This window comes from Nocardioides sp. YJ-D4, assembly GCF_054031495.1.
Window position 1 is genome coordinate 4,559,841 of sequence record NZ_CM132932.1, and the last position, 16,616, is coordinate 4,576,456.

Sequence of the window (16,616 nt, forward strand, 5' to 3'; positions counted from 1 at the left end):
TTAGTTAAGAGGAGGTACGTCATGACGGACGACGTCCATACCGACCGCGAGGCGCGGATCAGGCGTGCTCTGGACCACCTTCGTAACGACACGACGGACCAGTTCGAGAAGGTCGAGCCGTTCGAGGCGCACGAGTTCACCGACCCCGACCTGGCGGCCCGGGAGCGCGACCTGATCTTCGGGCGGGTGCCGACGATCGTCGCCCACGGGTCCGAGATCCCGAAGACGTACGACTTCAAGACCGTGCGACTGCCACGCAACAACATCATCATCACTCGTCAGCGCGACGGCGGAGTCAAGGCCCTGGTCAACCTCTGCCGCCACCGCGGCGGGCTGCTGGAGGGTGATCCGTGCGGCAAGCGCCGGCTCTTCTCGTGCCCCTATCACCGCTGGTCCTACGACATCGACGGCACGCTGCGCACCATCACGCGGGACACCACCGTCGGTGACCTCGACCAGGCCGACTACGGCCTCGTCGAGCTCCCCGCAGAGGAGCGCCACGGCTTCATCTGGGTCGTCGACAACGCCGACGCGGAGATCGATGTCGCTGCCTGGCTGGGTCCGGAGATGGACGAGATCCTCGCCGGCTACGACCTAGGCGGACTCGGCTGCATCCGGGCCGAGGGCTTTGAGGAACCTGTGAACTGGAAGGTGATGCAGGACGCGTTCCTCGACGGCTACCACATCCAGTACGCCCACCCGAACTCCGCCGCGAAGTACATCCACACCAACGTGATGGTCTTCGAGGACTTCGATCGGCACTGCCGCTTCATCGCCCCGCGTAAGAGCATCGACCGCTGGCTCGAGGAGGAGCCCGGCGACCGCAGCCTCGTCGAGGACGTGACCGAGACCCACTTCCTCGGCCCGAACAGCACGCTGCTCAAGCAGCCCGACCACTTCCAGCTGCTCACCTTCCGCCCGCACCCGACCTCGCCGACGCACTCCGTCATGGAGATGCGCCTGATCGTGCCGTCCGCAGACGAGGCCGGCATCACCCAGGAACGCTGGGAGTACCTGTGGGAGAAGAACTGGCAGATCCTGCTCGCGGTGCTCCATGCCGAGGACTTCCCGGTGCTGCGCGACTCCCAGAGTGCGATGGGCAGTGCCGATGCCGGGTCGATGGTGCTCGGTCGCAACGAGGTCGCCAACCAAGTGTTCCGACGCCTGCTCAAACGCCTCCTGGCCGAGACCTCCGAGACGAACGAGACGGGCCAGGCATGATCACCTACGCGTGGCGTGCCGAGCTGGCCGACGACGAGCTGGCGGACGTCGAGAGCCTGCTCGAGCATGCGGTCGAGTACGACGCCGAGGCCGGCTTCTCGACGGCCACCCCGACCACGGCGGATCGCGGGGAGGTCTGCCACCTGCTGGTCTCGATCGCGCCACCCGGCGAGCGGGGCAGTGTCGCGCTCGACCGGCTGCCGGACGTGCCCGTCGTGGCGTACCTGCGTCTCGATGTGCGGGGGGAGGTGGCCGACGTTCAGCTCGTGGTGCGACCCGAGTTCCGCTCCCACGGCATCGCCACGCTGCTGGCCGAGCTCCTCGACGAGCAACCCACCGGCTGGTCCTCTGTCGAGGGTGTACGCCGTCTGCGGGCGTGGGCGCACGGCGCGCACCCCGCCGCCGAGCGGATGGCACGTCGGTTCGGCGCGCGGGTCGACCATGCGCTCTTCAAGACCCTGCGCTTCATCGGCGGGTCCCGTCCGTTCGTCGGCGAGGACCTGAAGCCGGCCGTCGAGCCTGACCTCGACGGTCCGGCCGAGACGGTCGAGGGCCATCTGGCCGCGATGGCGCCTGGGGAGCGGTCTGTGCTCGCGCGGGCGCGGACCCGTCTGGTCGCGCCCGCCGGAAGCGTCCTCGTCGGCGTCGACGAGAAGGATCCAGCGGGCCATCCGGCCTGCATCGCAGTCGACACCGCGGGTATGGCCGCCGACGACCTCCGGGCCCTGCTCGCGACCGCGCTCCTGCGGGTCCAGGCCGACGGCGCCCGGGTCGCCCAGATGTACGTCGATGCCCTGTCCGAGGCCTTCGTGGGTGCTTCCCGGGCGCTCGGATTCCAGCACGACCAGTCGGACCTGCTCTACGTCAGGGCCCTCTGAGGACTGGCCGCCACGCCGTGTGCGGGGTAGGGCATTGACCACGTAAACCTAATTGTATAAGTTTTGCGACTGTGAGGGGCGCCACACCGGCTCCCTCGTGCGGCAAGTGAACGAAGGACATGTGATGCGTGCATTCCAGAACTTGATCGGCGGCGAGTGGATCGACGCCGAGGGCGTGATCCCTGCCGATGACCCGTCCACGGGCGAGGTCTACGGGCTGGTGCCGGACTCCGACGCCGCTGCCGTCGACGCCGCTGTCCGGGCTGCGCGGACGGCCTTCGAGGGCCCCTGGGCCCGCATGTCGGTCGGGGACCGCGCCGAAGCGCTGCGCCGGCTCGCGGGCGCGCTCGAGCAGCGGTTCGACACCCTGGTCGAGGAGCTGATCATGGACAGCGGCGCAACCGCGCGGTTCGCCCCGATGCTCCAGGTCGGTGCACCGCTCGCTCACCTGCGCGACTTCGCCGACATGGCCCATCACCTGGAGACGCCGGAGTCCTTCCCGCTCCAGGCCGGGCCGGCGCTGGGACAGTGGGAGCTGCACCGCGAGCCGATCGGCGTGGTCGGGGCGTTCACGCCCTACAACTTCCCGCTCTTCATGACCGTCTGGAAAGTCGCCCCCGCACTGCTCGCCGGCAACACGGTGGTCCTGAAGCCCTCACCCCTGACCCCGATCGGGCCCGAGGCACTCGCCGCCGCCAGCCTGGAGGCCGGCATCCCGGCCGGCGTGATCAACCTCGTCCATGGTGACAGGATCGCCGGTGAGGCCCTGGTCGCCCACCCCGACGTCGACATGGTCAGCTTCACGGGCAGCACCGCGGTCGGCACCCAGGTGATGGCCTCTGCGGCCGCCACCGCCAAGGACGTGATCCTCGAGCTCGGCGGCAAGTCGGCCGGCCTGGTGCTGCCCGACGCCGACGCCGAGCTGGCCGTACGCGGCATGCTCTTCTCCAGCATGATGCACGCCGGTCAGGCCTGCGTGGCGCTGACGAGGATGCTGGTTCCGGACTCACGCTACGACGAGTTCGTCGACCTGCTCGAGCAGCGCGCCAAGGTGCTCACCGTCGGTCCGGCAGCCGACTTCACCACCGACGTGGGCCCGGTCATCTCCGACGCCGCCCGCATCAAGGTCGAGAAGTTCGTCGCCGCCGGGCTGGAGGCAGGCGCCCGGGCGATCGTCGGCGGCGAGGCCCCCACCGGGTTGCCCGCCGGAGGCCATTACGTCAGCCCGACCGTCCTGGTCGACCTCGACAACGACAACCCGGCCGCGCACGAGGAGATCTTCGGGCCCGTGCTCTCGGTGATCCGCTACTCCGACGTCGAGGACGGGATTCGGATCGCCAACGACACCCGCTACGGCCTCGCCGCCGCGGTGTGGGGCACCGACCTGGTGCGCGCCCGCGAGGTCGCGCTGCGGATGCGTGGCGGGCTGACCTGGATCAACGACGCGGCCCAGGCCGACGTCACCAAGACTCCGCTCGCCGGGCGCGGGATGAGCGGCGTCGGACAGGAGAACGGCCGCGACGGCCTCCTGGCCTACACCAAGGTCCGCAGCCTCTACACGGCGCTGGACACCGACATCGACCTGCGCGCGTACGGCGTCGTGGGCAGCGAGTGGGAGTGACCATGACCAGCCAGGCATCGATCGACCGCACGATCTGCAAGGGCCACGGCCGCTGCTACATGCTGGCGCCCGCCGTCTTCGACGCGGACGACGAAGGCTTCGGCGTCGTCGTCGGTGAGGCCACGACCCCCGGCGACACCGCCGCCCTCGAACGCGCCGTCAACAACTGTCCGGAGCGCGCGATCGCGTTCGCGTCCTCCGCAGCCACGCACTAGCCACCGGAAGAAGGAGACACCGTCATGAGCGAGCTCAAGGACGCCGAGAGCCCGGAGATCCAGACCGACTTCGACATCCACTCACCCGACATCGCCGACACCGTCTATGACGTCTACGACGAGATGCGCAGCAAGTGCCCCGTCGCGCACAGCAAGCACTACGGCGGGCACTGGGTCGCGACGAAGTACGACGACATCCATGAGATCCTCAAGAACCCGACGGTCTTCTCCAGCGAGTCGGTCAACGTGCCCGGCACCATCGGGCAGGACGGGCCGATGATCCCGATCGAGGTCGACCCGCCCGACCACGGCATCTACCGCAAGCTGATCAACCCGCTCTTCTCGCCGAAGCGGATGGCGGCGCTCGAGCCGCAGATCCGCGACATCGCCAACGAGCTGATCGACCAGATGCTGGAGAAGGAGCAGGTCGACTTCATCCAGGCGTTCGCGAAGGAGTTCCCGAGCCGGGTGTTCCTGGCGCTGATGGGCTGGAACCTCGAGGACAGCGCCCAGTTCAACCACTGGGCCGACACCATCGTGCTGGGGGAGCCCGGTGCCAGTGAGGAGCGCGCCACCGAGGTGCGCATGGCGGCAGCCATGGAGGTCTACGCCTACTTCGGCGAGATGATCGACGAGCGCGCCGAGTCCGGTGACGCCGACGACATCACCCAGATCCTCATCAACGGCACGTTCGAGGACCGCGAGCTGACCCAGTTCGAGGTGCTCAACATCCTGTTCCTCTTCCTCATCGGCGGGCTCCACACGGTGCAGGGCCAGCTGGCCCACTCGGTCATCTATCTGGCCGAGCACCCCGAGGTACGCAAGCAGCTCGTCGACGACCCCGGGCTGGTGCCCACCGCGGTCGAGGAGATGCTGCGCTGGGAGTCGGCGGTCTGCCCGGCCCGGGTCGTCAAGGAGGACTACGTCCTCGACGGCGTACAGCTGCGGGCGGGCGACAAGATCCTGATCCCGTTCGGCGCGGCCAACCACGACACCAGCGTGTACCCCGACGCCGACGTAGTCGACCTGACCCGCGATCCCAACCCGCACCTCGCCTTCGGCGCCGGCAACCACCGTTGCGTCGGGTCGCACCTGGCGCGGCTCGAGCTGCGCGTCGCCTTCGAGGAGCTCCACCGGCGGATCCCGGACTACCGCCTCGACCCCGACAACCCGCCTGAGCGTCACCTGAGCCAGGTCAAGGGCGTGGTCTCGCTCCCGCTCTTCCTCGGCGAGTCGATCTGACCCGTCGTACCCGCAATCTCGCATCCCAACCAAAGGAGTACCCAAGATGACCGTCAAGTTCGGAACCGTGGAGTTCTACCAGGCGATGGGCGATGCCCTCAACAACGACCCGGTCTGGGCCGACAAGGGCAAGAACATCGACTTCGACATGGCCTACAAGTACGAGGCGCCGCTCGAGGGCCAGTTCTTCGTCAGCTTCGACAAGGGCCAGGTGACCAGCGTCCGCGACGCTTCCCAGGAGGATCTCGACAACGCCGACTTCCTGATCAGCGGCTCCAGCGACACCTGGAAGGGCTGCTTCGACGGCAGCATCAACCCGACGGTCGCGATGACCCGGGGCAAGCTGCGCGTGCGCGGCAAGATGGCGCAGATGCTCAAGAACATGCCTGCGTTCATGTACATCCAGGAAACCATGGCGAAGATCGACTTCGAGTGAGGAACTGAACGATGAAGTCACGAGCAGCAGTTCTTCTCGACGGCCCCGGCAAGTGGGACATCATCGAGGTCGAGGTCGACGAGCCCAAGGAGTTCGAGGTCCTGGTGCGGTTCTCGCACGCGGGCCTGTGCCACTCCGACGACCACTACGCCCAGGGCGACGTCCCCGCGATGGCCTACCCGTTCGCGGGTGGCCACGAGGGTGCCGGCGTCGTGGAGAAGGTCGGTCCCGGCGTACGCGATCTCGAGGTCGGTGACCACGTGGTCGCCGCCTTCATCCCCGGCTGCGGCCGGTGTACGTGGTGTGCGCGCGGCATGCAGAACCTGTGCGACAACGGCGCCTACATGATGCTGGGCACCCAGCTCGACGGCACCTTCCGCCTGCACACCGAGGACGGCACCGACGTCGGCCAGTGCTCGCTGGTCTCGACGTTCTCCGAGTACTCCATCCTGCCCGAGTGGGGCGCGATCAAGATCGACAAGGACATCCCGCTCGAGATCGCCGCGCTGGTCGGCTGCGGGGTGCCGACGGGCTGGGGCTCCTCGGTCAACGCGGCCCAGGTCCGCCCCGGTGACGTGGTCGTCATCATGGGGATCGGCGGCATCGGGATCAACGCGGTGCAGGGCGCCAAGTTCGCCGGTGCGTCGCACATCCTCGCCGTCGACCCGGTGGAGTTCCACCGCGAGAAGGCGCTGGAGCTCGGTGCGACCGAGGCGTTCGTCAACATCGCCCAGGCCACCGACCGCGCCCAGCAGCTCACCAACGGTCAGGGCGCCGCCTCGGCGATCGTCACCGTCGGTGTCGCCAACGGCGAGCACGTCGCGGAGGCCTTCGCGGCGACCCGCAAGGCGGGCACCATCGTGCTCACCAGTATGTGCAACGTGACCGAGTACGGCATCCCGGTGAGCCTCTTCGAGCTGGCGATGTACCAGAAGCGGATCCAGGGCTCCCTGTTCGGGATGATGCAGCCCACCCGTGCCGTGCCGGACATCCTGCAGCTGTGGCGCGAGGGCAACATCAAGCTCGAGGAGCTCATCACCCGCCGCTACGCCCTCGAGGAGATCAACCAGGGCTACGAGGACATGCACGCCGGGCTCAACCTCCGCGGCGTCATCGACTTCAAGGCCTGACGAGTCGCCATGACCCACGTCGTCACCCGAGCCTGCTGCAACGACGCCAGCTGCGTACCGGTCTGTCCGGTCAACTGCATCCACCCGACCCCGGACGAGCCGGACTACGGCACCGCCGAGATGCTCTACATCGACCCCGATGCGTGCATCGACTGCGGGGCCTGCGTCGAGGTGTGCCCGGTCGGAGCGATCAGCGCCGACTACGACCTCGCCGCCGACCAGGAGCCGTACGAACGGATCAACGCCTCCTGGTTCGATGGCGATGGGCGTCGCGACTATGCACAGGCGCCCGTCGCGTCCCGTTCCACCACGTGGGCCGGGCGGACGGGGGAGCAGCTTCGGGTGGCGATCGTGGGATCCGGTCCAGCGGCGTCGTACGCGGCCGAGGAGCTGCTCAGCAGGCGCGGCCTCGACGTCGCCGTGGACATGTACGAACGGCTGCCGATCCCGGGCGGGCTCGTGCGCTTCGGGGTCGCACCCGATCACCAGGACACCAAGCAGACGTCGGTCGCGTTCGCGCGGACGCTGAAGCGCAAGGGCCTGCGGCTCTTCCTCAACACCGAGGTGGGCCGGGACATCACCGTCGACGAGCTGCGCGCGCGGTACCACGCCGTGATCGTCGCCGTCGGTGCTCTGGACGACCGGCGCCTCGGCATCCCGGGGGAGGATCTCCCGGGCAGTCATTCGGCGACCGAGCTGGTCGGCTGGTACAACGGCCATCCCGACTTCGCCCACCGCACCTTCGACCTCTCCAGCGAGCGTGCCGTCGTCGTGGGTAACGGAAACGTCGCCCTCGACGTCGCCCGGATCCTCGCCTCGGACCCGGAGCGGCTGGCGGGCACCGACATCGCCGACCACGCGCTCGCGCAGCTGCGGGAGAGCAACATCCGCGAGGTCGTCGTGATCGGACGGCGCGGACCGCAGGAGGCGGCGTTCACCACCAAGGAGCTGCTCGGCCTGATCCAGACGCCCGGGATCGACGTCGTCGTACGCAGCGAGGAGCTCACCCCGGCCGAGGCCGAGCCCGGATCGGCCGCAGCCGAGAAGCAGCGCCTGCTGCAGGAGCTGGGATCGCGTCCTCTGACCGCGCCCCGGCGGGTGGTCCTGCGCTTCCTGGCCTCGCCCGAGGCCGTCCTCGGCGAGGACTGGGTGGCGGGAATCCGGCTGCAGCACAACAGGCTCGAGGCGGACTCCTCCGGAGTGGTCCGGCCGGTGCCCACCGACGATCTCGAGGAGCTCGCCTGCGGCCTGGTCTTCCGCTCGATCGGCTACCGCGGGTCCGCGGTGCCGGGCGTCCCCTTCGACGAGGTACGTGCCGTGGTGCCCAACACCGGCGGTCGCGTCCACGAGGCCGGCGAGCCGGTTTCGGGTCTGTTCGTGGCCGGCTGGATCAAACGGGGCCCGAGCGGGGTCATCGGAACCAACAAGCAGTGCGCCAGGGAGACCGTGGCACACCTGCTGGCCGACTTCGAAGGGGGCACCCTGCCCTCGCCCCAGCAGGCGTCCGACGACATCGAGTCGCGGCTGCCCGGCCACGTCGGGCTGGAGGGCTGGCGGCAGATCGACACCTATGAGACCGGTGCCGGCCGTGCGGCCCGGCGGCCCCGCGTGAAGCTGGTCGACATCGAGGAGATGCTCACCGTGGCGCGGTCAGGAGCCGATGCATGAGCCTGGACCCACGTACTCCCGTGCTCGTCGGCGGCGGGCAGCTCAACCAGCGCCCGGAGATCGGGGTAGAGCCTGAGGAGCCGGTCGACATGATCGCCCGCGCGGCCCGGCTCGCCGCGGCGGACGCGGGTGCTGCCGAGCTGGTCGAGCGGCTCGATTCGATCCGACTCGTCGGCATGCTCTCGTGGCGCTACCGCGACCCGGGCCTGCTCGTGGCCCAGCGGCTGGCGGCCTGGGTGCGGCACACCGTCTACACCGGCAACGGTGGCAGCCATCCGCAGGCGCTGGTCAACGACGCCGCCGAGGACATCGCCGCGGGACGCTGCGAGGTCGTGCTGGTCGGTGGCGCCGAGGCGTGGCGGACCCGGATGGCGCTCAAAGCCCGTGGTGAGCGCCCGGACTGGACCCGGCAGGACGACTCCGTGCCGGTTCCCGAGAGCCGTCCCGACGTGCCGATGCGGGACTCGACCGAGGTCGCGGCGGGACTCGACCGCCCGGCGTACGTCTATCCGCTCTTCGAGCAGGCGATCCGGATCGCCTCGGGGCGCACTCCCGACGAGCACCGCGATGCCATCGCCGCGTTGTGGGCGAGGTTCAACGAGGTCGCGGTCGGCAACCCCGACGCCTGGGTGCGGCGGCGCTGCACCGCCGAGGAGATCGCCACCGCGTCGCCGGCCAACCGGATGGTCTCCTCGCCCTATACGAAGCTGATGAACTCCAACAACAGCGTCGAGCAGGCGGCTGCGGTGCTGGTCTGCTCGGTCGAGGCGGCCCGACGCTACGGCGTGCCCGAGGACCGCTGGGTCTTCCTCCGCTCGGGGAGCGAGGCCTCCGACACCGCCCAGATCGCGGCGCGGCCGCGGCTCGACGCCTCGCCCGCGATCGCTGCGGCCGCGCGCACCGCACTGGACCTGGCCGGTCTCTCGCTCGACGATCTGGGCCCGGTCGACCTCTACTCCTGCTTCCCGTCGGCGGTGCAGGTCGCGGCGAACGCGATCGGGCTGCCGCTGGACGACCCCGGCCGCCCGCTGACGGTCACCGGCGGGCTCACCTTCGCCGGCGGACCGTGGAACAACTACAGCACCCACGCCATCGCCACCATGCTGCGCGAGGTGCGCCGGACCCAGCGACCCGGGCTGGTCACCGCCAACAGCGGCTACCTGACCAAGCACGCCGTGGGCATCTACGCGCCCACCCCCGGCGACGGCTTCCGCCGGGCCTCGGCGCAGGCGCAGGCCGACGCGGTCGCGCCCACGCCGGTGGTCACGGCCTACAGCGGGCCCGCCGAGCTGGAGGCCTGGACCGTCGCCCACGACCGCGACGGCTGGGCGACGACGGCGATGGCGGCGCTGCGTACGCCCGGAGGTGGCCGGACGCTGGCGCGGTCGGACGCACCTGAGATCGCCGAGCGTCTGGCGGCCGAGGACCTGGCCGGGGCCAAGCTCGACGTCGCGGCCGACGCCACCTTCGAACTGTCCTGAAACCCGTTATCCGAGGAGAGCCCCATGACTGCATCCGCACCCGACTTCGAGACGATCTACCGCGCCCATGTCGACGGCGTCGTCGCCGGCGACATGAAGGCGGTGCTCGCCGACATGGCCCCGGGCTCGGTCCCGGCGGTCTTCGAAGGAGTCCAGGTCCCCGGCGCCCAGGTCGATGGTGCCGAAATCCGCTCGGCTGTGGTGGACGGCGAGCGTGGCGTCGGCGAGGCCGTCTACACCACCCCCGACGGCACCATCGGCCTCCGCTCGGGCTGGGGCCTCGTCGACGGCGTCTGGAAGGCCGACTCGCTGGAGAACTTCGACCCGGCGAGCCAGGGATGACCGCAGCCACGACCGAGGTCCTCCCGACCGGCCCCGCAGGCGACGACAGCGACCGCCCCTTCTGGGAGGGGCTCCGCGAGGACCGTCTCCTGCTGCCGCGGTGCGGCGCCTGCGGACAGAGCCGTGCGCTCGGCCGGGTCATGTGCTCCGGTTGCTGGTCCTTCCGGACCGAGTGGTCGCAGGTCAGGCCCGAGGGCACCGTGCACACCTGGGTCCGCAGCGCACGCGCATTCATGAGCGAGCTCGACGTCCCCGTCCCGTACGTCACCGTCCTGGTGCAGCTCGACGACGCCCCGGTGCGGCTGCTGGGAATCCTCCTCGGCGAGGATCCGCGTCCGGCGATCGGCGACCGGGTCACTGGCGTGATCCATCAGCCCGACAACGCCGAGTGGCCGGTGCTCCGCTGGCAGCTCGCCGGAGGGGAGGACCGATGACCTTGCGCGGAGCCACGGCGGTCGTAGGGGTCGCCGACATCCATCACCCACGGGGCAAGGCGCCCGTCGGCGAGCGCGAGCTCGTCCTCCAGGCGATCCTGGAGGCGTGCGCCGACGCGGGGATCTCACCGCGCGACATCGATGGGTTCACCTCCTACGCCGGAGGCGACAACAGCGGGCCGGTGCTCGCGGCCGACCTGGGTGTGCGCGAGCTGCGCTGGTCGAGCATGGTCTGGGGTGGGGGAGGAGGTGGCGCGGCAGCCGCCATCGGCGCTGCGGCGGCCGCCGTCGCCACCGGCCAGGCCGAGTGCGTGGTCGCCTTCCGCGGGATGTCCCAGCGCGAGACCGGTCGTCTCGGCTACGCCAAGTACTACTTCGACAACAACTACCTGCCGCACGGTGTCGCCACCCCGGCACACGTTTGCGCCCTGCGTACGCAGCGGATGCTGGAGCACGACGGAGTGCCCCGCTCCGCGATGCGCAACCTCGTCCTGGCCGCCTACCAGCACGCCCAGAACAATCCGGGCGCCGCGGGCTACGGCAAGCCGCTCGACGAGGCCGGCTACGACGCCTCGCCGTTCATCGTCGAGCCGTTCCACCTCTTCGACTGCTCGCGCGAGAACGACGGCGCGGTCGCGCTCATCGTGGTCTCGGCCGAGCGCGCTCGCGCGCTGGGCCGCCCCGCGGCGTACGTCCTGGGGGCCGCGCAAGGGGCACCGGGCGGCTACTCGGCGCTGAACGAGAACGACGAGCCCTACACCTCGGCGGGCTTCGCCGACTCCTCATCCGGGACCGGCGTCGCCTCGCGGCTGTGGGCGCAGGCCCGGGTGAAGCCGGCCGAGGTCGACGTCGTCCAGGTCTACGAGAACTTCAGCGGGCCCGCGGTCGCCTCCCTGATCGACCACGGGCTCTGCCCGCCCGGACCGGCGGCCGCCGAGGTGATGACGGTCGAGAACCTCACCGCCCCTGGCGGCTCGCTGCCGGTGAACACCGCCGGCGGCAACATCGCCGACTCGTTCGTCAACGGCATGGGCCTGGCCGTGGAGGCCGTGCGGCAGATCCGCGGCGCCTCGACCAACCAAGTGGACCGAGCCGACACCTCGCTCTTCATCGGCGGACCGATGGCACCGCTGGTCAGCTCGGTGCTCCTCGGCAGCGAACAGACCCTCTGAGAAGGAGCTCACGATGTATGACCGCCCCCGACTCTTCATCGACGGAGAATGGACCGATCCGGCGAAGGGGACCACCTACGAGGTGATCGAGGCCGCCACCGGCGAGGCCTTCGCCACCACCGCGCTCGCCACCGCCGAGGACGTCGATGCCGCCGTCGCCGCAGCGCGTGCGGCGCTGTCCGGTCCGTGGAGCCGGATGACGCCGTCCGATAGGGCCCAGCTCCTCGGCGCGTTCGCCGCAGCGCTCGGTGCCCGCCGCAAGGAGACCGCCGCCCTGGTCACCCGGGAGAACGGCATGCCGATCTCGCTCTCGCACGTCGTCAACGGCATCGCTCCCGGCTTCATCACCGGCTACTACGCCGAGCTGGCCGCGTCGCTGAGCCTCGAGGAGACCCGGCCCAGCCCGACCGGCGGAAGCACCCTGGTGGTCCGCGAGCCGGTCGGCGTGGTCGCCGCGGTGACGCCTTGGAACTATCCGCAGCCGCTCGCGGTGATGAAGATCGCCCCGGCGCTCGCGGCCGGATGCACGGTGGTGCTCAAGCCGGCGCCCGAGACCGCCCTGGACGCCTTCGTCTTCGCCGACGCTGCCGCGGAGGTCGGGCTGCCGCCGGGCGTGCTCAACGTACTTCCGGGTGACCGTGACGCCGGCGCCCACCTGGTCGAGCATCCCGGCGTCGACAAGGTCGCCTTCACCGGCTCGACAGGTGCCGGCCGGGTGATCGGCGCGACGGCCGGCCGTCTGCTGCGCCCGGCCACACTGGAGCTGGGGGGCAAGTCCGCATCGCTCGTCGCCGAGGACGCCGATCTCGACCTGGTGACCGCGAAGCTGCTCGAGGTCTCGCTGCCCAACAACGGCCAGACGTGCCACGCCGCCACCCGGATCCTGGCACCGCGCAGCAGGTACGCAGAGGTCGTCGACGCGGTCACCGAGACGGTGCACGCGCTGAGGGTCGGCGATCCCCTGGACCGCGCCACCCAGATCGGTCCGCTCGTGTCGCAGGCCCAGCAGCAGCGGGTCGCCGGCTATATCCGGCAGGGCCGCGACCTCGCCCGTCTCACGACCGGCGGCGGCATCCCCGACCGCCCGGGCTGGTACGTCGAGCCGACCGTCTTCGCCGACGTCGACAACGACAGTGTCATCGCCCAGGAGGAGATCTTCGGGCCGGTCCTGGTGATCACCCCGTACGCCGACGAGGACGAGGCCGTCGCGCTGGCCAACGCCTCCGACTACGGGCTCGGGGGTGTGGTGTGGAGCGCGGACGAAGAGCACGGCCTCGCCCTGGCCAGGCGGATCAGCAGCGGCACGGTGGGTGTGAACCACTACGAGCTGCACATCAACGCGCCCTTCGGTGGGGTCCGCTCGAGCGGCCTGGGCCGCGAGCTCGGTCCGGAGGGGCTGGACCCCTACTTGGTCGCGAAGTCGATCTACCGCCGCTGATCCAGCTCCCTGCTGGTCGAGCCCCTGCGGCTCGACCAGCAGGTCTGCTTTTCAGCGCAGCAGGTCCTTGGCGACGATGTCGGTCATGATCTCGTTCGCGCCCCCGTAGATCCGCTGCACGCGCGCATCGACGAACGCCCGTGCGACCGGATACTCCAGCATGTAGCCGTAGCCGCCGTGCAGCTGCACGCCGGCGTCGATGACCTCGTGCTGCAGGTCGGTGGCCCAGGCCTTGGCCTTGGCCGCGTCGACCGGCGAGAGCGTGCCGGCGTTCCACTCGCGTACGCAGCGGTCGATGTAGGCCCGGGAGACCTCGACGGCGGTGCGCAGGTGCGCCAGCTTGTGCGCGGGCACCTGGAAGTCGGCGATCCGGCGACCGAAGGCGGTCCGCTCCTTGACGTACTCCACCGTCCAGTCGAGCACCGCCTCGGCCGAGGCCTGCCCGGCGATGGCGATGCCGAGCCGTTCCAGGGGCAGGCTCTGCTTCAGGTACGCCAGTCCCTGACCCACCTCGCCGAGCAGGTTGTCCGCGGGGACGTGCACCTGATCGAAGGAGAGCTCGGCGGTGTCCTGGGCACGTAGCCCGACCTTGTCGAGCTTGCGGCCGCGGGTGAAGCCGGGCGTGCCGTCCTCGACGACGAAGAGGCTGAAGGAGTCACCGGTGCGGGCGAAGACGATGACCAGGTCCGCCAGGATGCCGGAGGTGATGAACGTCTTGGCGCCGTTGATCAGCCAGCCATCGCCGTCGGGTACGGCGCTGGTCGTGATCCCGCGCAGGTCGCTGCCGGCGCCCGGCTCGGTCATCGCGATCGCGCCGATCGTCTCGCCGGTGACGAACCCGGGCAGCCAGCGCTTGGCCTGCTCCGGTGTCGCGTGCCTCAGCAGGTAGTTCAGCACGATGTCGTCGTTGGTCGAGAAGCCCGACTGCAGCGAGCTGGCACCCACCCGGGCGATCTCGAGCTGCAGGATCATCCGGTAGCGGTAGTCCGTCTCGCCCGGGCCGCCGTACTCCTCCGGCACGGCCAGACCGAGAAGCCCCTGGCGGCCGGCGGCCAGCCAGGTCTCCCGGTCGATCTCACGCTGCTCGTCCCAGCGTTCGAGGTTCGGCTGGACCTCGCGGGCGACAAACTCCCGGACCACCTCCCGGAACTCCTCGTGGTCCGTCTCGAACAGGTCGCTCTCCATGTCCATCCCCTTCCAGTAAACCTATCGACAGTAGGTTATTGGAAGACGTACGTCTCCGCCAGGGGTGACCGCGGGGCAGGATCGGGCGGGCCTGGGTCAGGCGGTCTGGGCGAAGTCGGCGTCCGAAGCGGGTGTGTCGGTGCCGGCGGCGGAGTCGATGCTGCCGAAGTGGGCGACGCCGAGGAGGTAGCTGCGAACGGTGTGCTCGAAGATCTGCTTGGTGTTGAGCTGGTTCGCCCCGCCGGCTGCCGTCAGTGCCGGGAACCGCTCGGGGTCGGCGTGCTCGAAGCGGACCCGGGCGCGCGAGGGCGGACGCATCGCCTCGGCGATCGCGGCGCCGAGCGAGACTTTCTCCAGGCCGTCGAGGATCTGCACGTGCAGGTCGACCGGCACCCCGCACTCGCTCAGGTAGATGGCGGCCTGCTCGTACATCTCGGTGAGCAGGTCGCGCGGCATGAACCGGAGGAGGATCGGGGCGGCGTTGCGGTGGCGCAGCACCGAGGCGCGAAAGTTCAGGGCGAGCTGGGTGAACCACTCCGCCCAGTCGTTCTGGCCCGGCTTGCGGGGTAGGGGGGTCTTGGCGACGATCGCGTGGGCCACCGCGGCGAGGATCTCGTCCTTGTCGCTGAAGTGGTGGTAGAGCGAGGGCGCCTTGACGTTGAGCTCGCGGGCCAGCCGCGGCAGGCTCAGGGCATCGATGCCGTCTCCGTCGATGATCTCCAGGGCGGCCTTGATGGTCGCCTCTCGGCTGATCAGCGGTGTGCTCGGTCGTGCCATGGTGCCCTCCTTGGTCCTGCGGCCCTCGATAACCGCATCGCTTTAGATTCTCGCATGTCTTTACCGAATCGCCGACGGCTCGGGCGTGATTTGCTGGTTACGCTCTTGTAAACCTAACGACAGAAGGTTTAGTGTGATCGCGATCCCATAGCTGTGAACATCAGGAGAGCTCCTATGACCAACGCCGTGATCGTCGACATCGCCAGGACAGCCTCGGGCAAGGGGAAGTCAGGGGGTGCGCTCTCCGGAGTCCACCCCGCCGACCTCTTCGCAACGGTCCTGCGGGCACTGGTCGAGCGGAACGATCTCGACCCGGCCCTGGTCGACGACGTCATCGGTGGCTGCGTCATCCAGTACGGCGACCAGGCGCTCAACATCACCCGCACCGCGCTGCTCGCGGCCGGGCTGCCGGTCGAGGTTCCGGGCACGACCATCGACCGGCAGTGCGGCTCCTCCCAGCAGGCTGCGCACTTCGCCGCTCAGGGTGTGATCGCCGGGGCGTACGACATCGTCATCGCTGGTGGTGTGGAGTCGATGAGCCGGGCGCCCATGGGCACCTCGGTCGGCGACGGTGACCCCTTCGCGCCGCTCGCGGCCCGCTTCCCGAGCCTGCCCAACCAGGGCATCGGCGCCGAGCTCGTCGCCGCGCGCTGGAAGATCGACCGCGACCAGATCGACGCGTACTCCGCGGAGTCGCACCGCCGCGCCGCCGCGACCGCGCTCTCCGGCAGCTTCGGTCCCGAGGTCGTCCCGGTGACGCTGCCCGACGGCAGCACCCACGTCGTCGACGAGACCGTCCGGCCCGCTACGACCGCAGAGGGGCTTGGCGGGCTCAAGCCGTCGTTCCACAGCGAGGAGATGGCCGCCCGCTATCCCGAGATCGGCTGGCACATCACGCCTGGCAACTCCTCGCCGCTGACCGACGGTGCGTCGGCCGCGCTCATCATGAGCGAGGAGAGGGCCGCCGAGCTCGGCCTGACCCCGCGGGCGCGCTTCCACACCTTCGCGGTCTCCGGGTCCGACCCCGAGATCATGCTCACCGGCCCGATCCCGGCCACCCACAAGGCGCTGAAGAAGTCCGGCCTGAGCATCGCCGACATCGATGCGTACGAGGTGAACGAGGCCTTCGCGCCGGTGCCGCTGGCCTGGGCGCAGGAGTTCGACGCGGACCCGGTGCGGCTGAACCCGCGCGGCGGTGCCATCGCGCTCGGCCACCCGTTGGGCGGTTCCGGCACGCGCCTGATGACCACCCTCCTCAACCACCTCGAGGAGACCGGCGGCCGCTACGGACTGCAGACGATGTGCGAGGGCGGCGGGATGGCGAACGCGACCATCATCGAGCGCCTCTGACCCTCCGCACCACAGGCCTGAACCAC

Annotated in this window: 16 protein-coding genes; 14 read left to right on the top strand and 2 right to left on the bottom strand. The window is 69.9% G+C overall.

The features are described from left to right. Nucleotides 1-21 precede the first annotated feature (21 nt). The 13 genes from ACW14X_RS21875 to ACW14X_RS21935 all read left to right on the top strand — a co-directional run bounded on the left by ACW14X_RS21875 (nt 22) and on the right by ACW14X_RS21935 (nt 13,278). Nucleotides 22-1,221, top strand: a complete 1,200-nt coding sequence (locus tag ACW14X_RS21875; protein ID WP_457163274.1) for an aromatic ring-hydroxylating oxygenase subunit alpha — start codon at nt 22-24, stop codon at nt 1,219-1,221. Beyond that, the gene (locus ACW14X_RS21880) at nt 1,218-2,099 is read left to right on the top strand and encodes an N-acetyltransferase family protein (RefSeq protein WP_457163275.1); all 882 of its coding nucleotides are present in this window, start codon (nt 1,218-1,220) and stop codon (nt 2,097-2,099) included. Before ACW14X_RS21875 ends, ACW14X_RS21880 begins: the two co-directional genes overlap by 4 nt. Nucleotides 2,100-2,223: 124 nt before the next feature. After that, nucleotides 2,224-3,720, top strand: coding sequence for an aldehyde dehydrogenase family protein (locus ACW14X_RS21885; RefSeq protein ID WP_350713096.1), 1,497 nt, complete (start codon nt 2,224-2,226; stop codon nt 3,718-3,720). Nucleotides 3,721-3,722: 2 nt separating this feature from the next. Continuing rightward, nucleotides 3,723-3,935, top strand: a complete 213-nt coding sequence (locus ACW14X_RS21890; protein ID WP_350713095.1) for a ferredoxin — start codon at nt 3,723-3,725, stop codon at nt 3,933-3,935. Between the two features lie 24 nt (nt 3,936-3,959). Continuing rightward, complete coding sequence (locus ACW14X_RS21895) at nt 3,960-5,177, top strand: cytochrome P450 (RefSeq protein ID WP_457163276.1); 1,218 nt, start codon at nt 3,960-3,962, stop codon at nt 5,175-5,177. A 46-nt stretch (nt 5,178-5,223) separates the two neighbouring features. Next, entirely contained in the window at nt 5,224-5,613 is a 390-nt protein-coding gene (locus ACW14X_RS21900; protein WP_091047968.1) for an SCP2 sterol-binding domain-containing protein, read from the top strand. 11 nt (nt 5,614-5,624) lie between these two features. Then, nucleotides 5,625-6,743, top strand: a complete 1,119-nt coding sequence (locus tag ACW14X_RS21905; RefSeq protein ID WP_457163277.1) for an NDMA-dependent alcohol dehydrogenase — start codon at nt 5,625-5,627, stop codon at nt 6,741-6,743. Between the two features lie 9 nt (nt 6,744-6,752). Next, nucleotides 6,753-8,411: an FAD-dependent oxidoreductase gene (locus ACW14X_RS21910; protein ID WP_457163278.1), complete on the top strand. Its 1,659-nt coding sequence runs from the start codon at nt 6,753-6,755 to the stop codon at nt 8,409-8,411. Beyond that, the gene (locus ACW14X_RS21915; RefSeq protein ID WP_457163279.1) at nt 8,408-9,892 is read left to right on the top strand and encodes an acetyl-CoA acetyltransferase; all 1,485 of its coding nucleotides are present in this window, start codon (nt 8,408-8,410) and stop codon (nt 9,890-9,892) included. Before ACW14X_RS21910 ends, ACW14X_RS21915 begins: the two co-directional genes overlap by 4 nt. A gap of 24 nt (nt 9,893-9,916) precedes the next feature. Beyond that, a complete protein-coding gene (locus ACW14X_RS21920) occupies nt 9,917-10,234 on the top strand; it encodes a hypothetical protein (protein WP_457163280.1) in 318 nt (105 codons plus the stop codon). Next, a complete protein-coding gene (locus ACW14X_RS21925; RefSeq protein ID WP_457163281.1) occupies nt 10,231-10,668 on the top strand; it encodes a Zn-ribbon domain-containing OB-fold protein in 438 nt (145 codons plus the stop codon). Before ACW14X_RS21920 ends, ACW14X_RS21925 begins: the two co-directional genes overlap by 4 nt. Continuing rightward, the gene (locus ACW14X_RS21930) at nt 10,665-11,840 is read left to right on the top strand and encodes a thiolase C-terminal domain-containing protein (RefSeq protein WP_457163282.1); all 1,176 of its coding nucleotides are present in this window, start codon (nt 10,665-10,667) and stop codon (nt 11,838-11,840) included. The genes ACW14X_RS21925 and ACW14X_RS21930 overlap by 4 nt, the downstream gene beginning before the upstream one ends. Before the next feature lie 13 nt (nt 11,841-11,853). Further along, nucleotides 11,854-13,278: an aldehyde dehydrogenase gene (locus ACW14X_RS21935; RefSeq protein WP_457163283.1), complete on the top strand. Its 1,425-nt coding sequence runs from the start codon at nt 11,854-11,856 to the stop codon at nt 13,276-13,278. A gap of 51 nt (nt 13,279-13,329) precedes the next feature. On the opposite strand, the gene ACW14X_RS21940 is transcribed toward ACW14X_RS21935, so the two are convergent. Together ACW14X_RS21940 and ACW14X_RS21945 are read right to left on the bottom strand one after the other, a co-directional pair. Continuing rightward, nucleotides 13,330-14,463: an acyl-CoA dehydrogenase family protein gene (locus ACW14X_RS21940; RefSeq protein WP_457163284.1), complete on the bottom strand. Its 1,134-nt coding sequence runs from the start codon at nt 14,461-14,463 to the stop codon at nt 13,330-13,332. Between the two features lie 96 nt (nt 14,464-14,559). Next, nucleotides 14,560-15,240 carry a TetR family transcriptional regulator gene (locus ACW14X_RS21945; protein WP_457163285.1) on the bottom strand — a complete coding sequence of 227 codons (681 nt, stop codon included), beginning with the start codon at nt 15,238-15,240 and terminating at the stop codon, nt 14,560-14,562. 174 nt (nt 15,241-15,414) lie between these two features. On the opposite strand from ACW14X_RS21945, the gene ACW14X_RS21950 reads away from it, so the two are divergent. Further along, nucleotides 15,415-16,590 (top strand): thiolase family protein, encoded by a 1,176-nt coding sequence (locus ACW14X_RS21950; protein ID WP_457163286.1) that lies wholly within the window; start codon nt 15,415-15,417, stop codon nt 16,588-16,590. The last annotated feature ends 26 nt before the right edge of the window (nt 16,591-16,616 follow it).

Excerpts from the sequence above, each read along its gene's own strand:
- ACW14X_RS21875 (WP_457163274.1), top strand. The coding sequence starts at position 22 with ATGACGGACGACGTCCATACCGACCGCGAGGCGCGGATCAGGCGTGCT.
- ACW14X_RS21890 (WP_350713095.1), top strand. The coding sequence starts at position 3,723 with ATGACCAGCCAGGCATCGATCGACCGCACGATCTGCAAGGGCCACGGC.
- ACW14X_RS21945 (WP_457163285.1), bottom strand. The coding sequence starts at position 15,240 with ATGGCACGACCGAGCACACCGCTGATCAGCCGAGAGGCGACCATCAAG.
- ACW14X_RS21895 (WP_457163276.1), top strand. The coding sequence starts at position 3,960 with ATGAGCGAGCTCAAGGACGCCGAGAGCCCGGAGATCCAGACCGACTTC.
- ACW14X_RS21930 (WP_457163282.1), top strand. The coding sequence starts at position 10,665 with ATGACCTTGCGCGGAGCCACGGCGGTCGTAGGGGTCGCCGACATCCAT.
- ACW14X_RS21925 (WP_457163281.1), top strand. The coding sequence starts at position 10,231 with ATGACCGCAGCCACGACCGAGGTCCTCCCGACCGGCCCCGCAGGCGAC.
- ACW14X_RS21880 (WP_457163275.1), top strand. The coding sequence starts at position 1,218 with ATGATCACCTACGCGTGGCGTGCCGAGCTGGCCGACGACGAGCTGGCG.
- ACW14X_RS21920 (WP_457163280.1), top strand. The coding sequence starts at position 9,917 with ATGACTGCATCCGCACCCGACTTCGAGACGATCTACCGCGCCCATGTC.
- ACW14X_RS21885 (WP_350713096.1), top strand. The coding sequence starts at position 2,224 with ATGCGTGCATTCCAGAACTTGATCGGCGGCGAGTGGATCGACGCCGAG.
- ACW14X_RS21900 (WP_091047968.1), top strand. The coding sequence starts at position 5,224 with ATGACCGTCAAGTTCGGAACCGTGGAGTTCTACCAGGCGATGGGCGAT.
- ACW14X_RS21905 (WP_457163277.1), top strand. The coding sequence starts at position 5,625 with ATGAAGTCACGAGCAGCAGTTCTTCTCGACGGCCCCGGCAAGTGGGAC.
- ACW14X_RS21935 (WP_457163283.1), top strand. The coding sequence starts at position 11,854 with ATGTATGACCGCCCCCGACTCTTCATCGACGGAGAATGGACCGATCCG.
- ACW14X_RS21940 (WP_457163284.1), bottom strand. The coding sequence starts at position 14,463 with ATGGAGAGCGACCTGTTCGAGACGGACCACGAGGAGTTCCGGGAGGTG.
- ACW14X_RS21950 (WP_457163286.1), top strand. The coding sequence starts at position 15,415 with ATGACCAACGCCGTGATCGTCGACATCGCCAGGACAGCCTCGGGCAAG.
- ACW14X_RS21910 (WP_457163278.1), top strand. The coding sequence starts at position 6,753 with ATGACCCACGTCGTCACCCGAGCCTGCTGCAACGACGCCAGCTGCGTA.
- ACW14X_RS21915 (WP_457163279.1), top strand. The coding sequence starts at position 8,408 with ATGAGCCTGGACCCACGTACTCCCGTGCTCGTCGGCGGCGGGCAGCTC.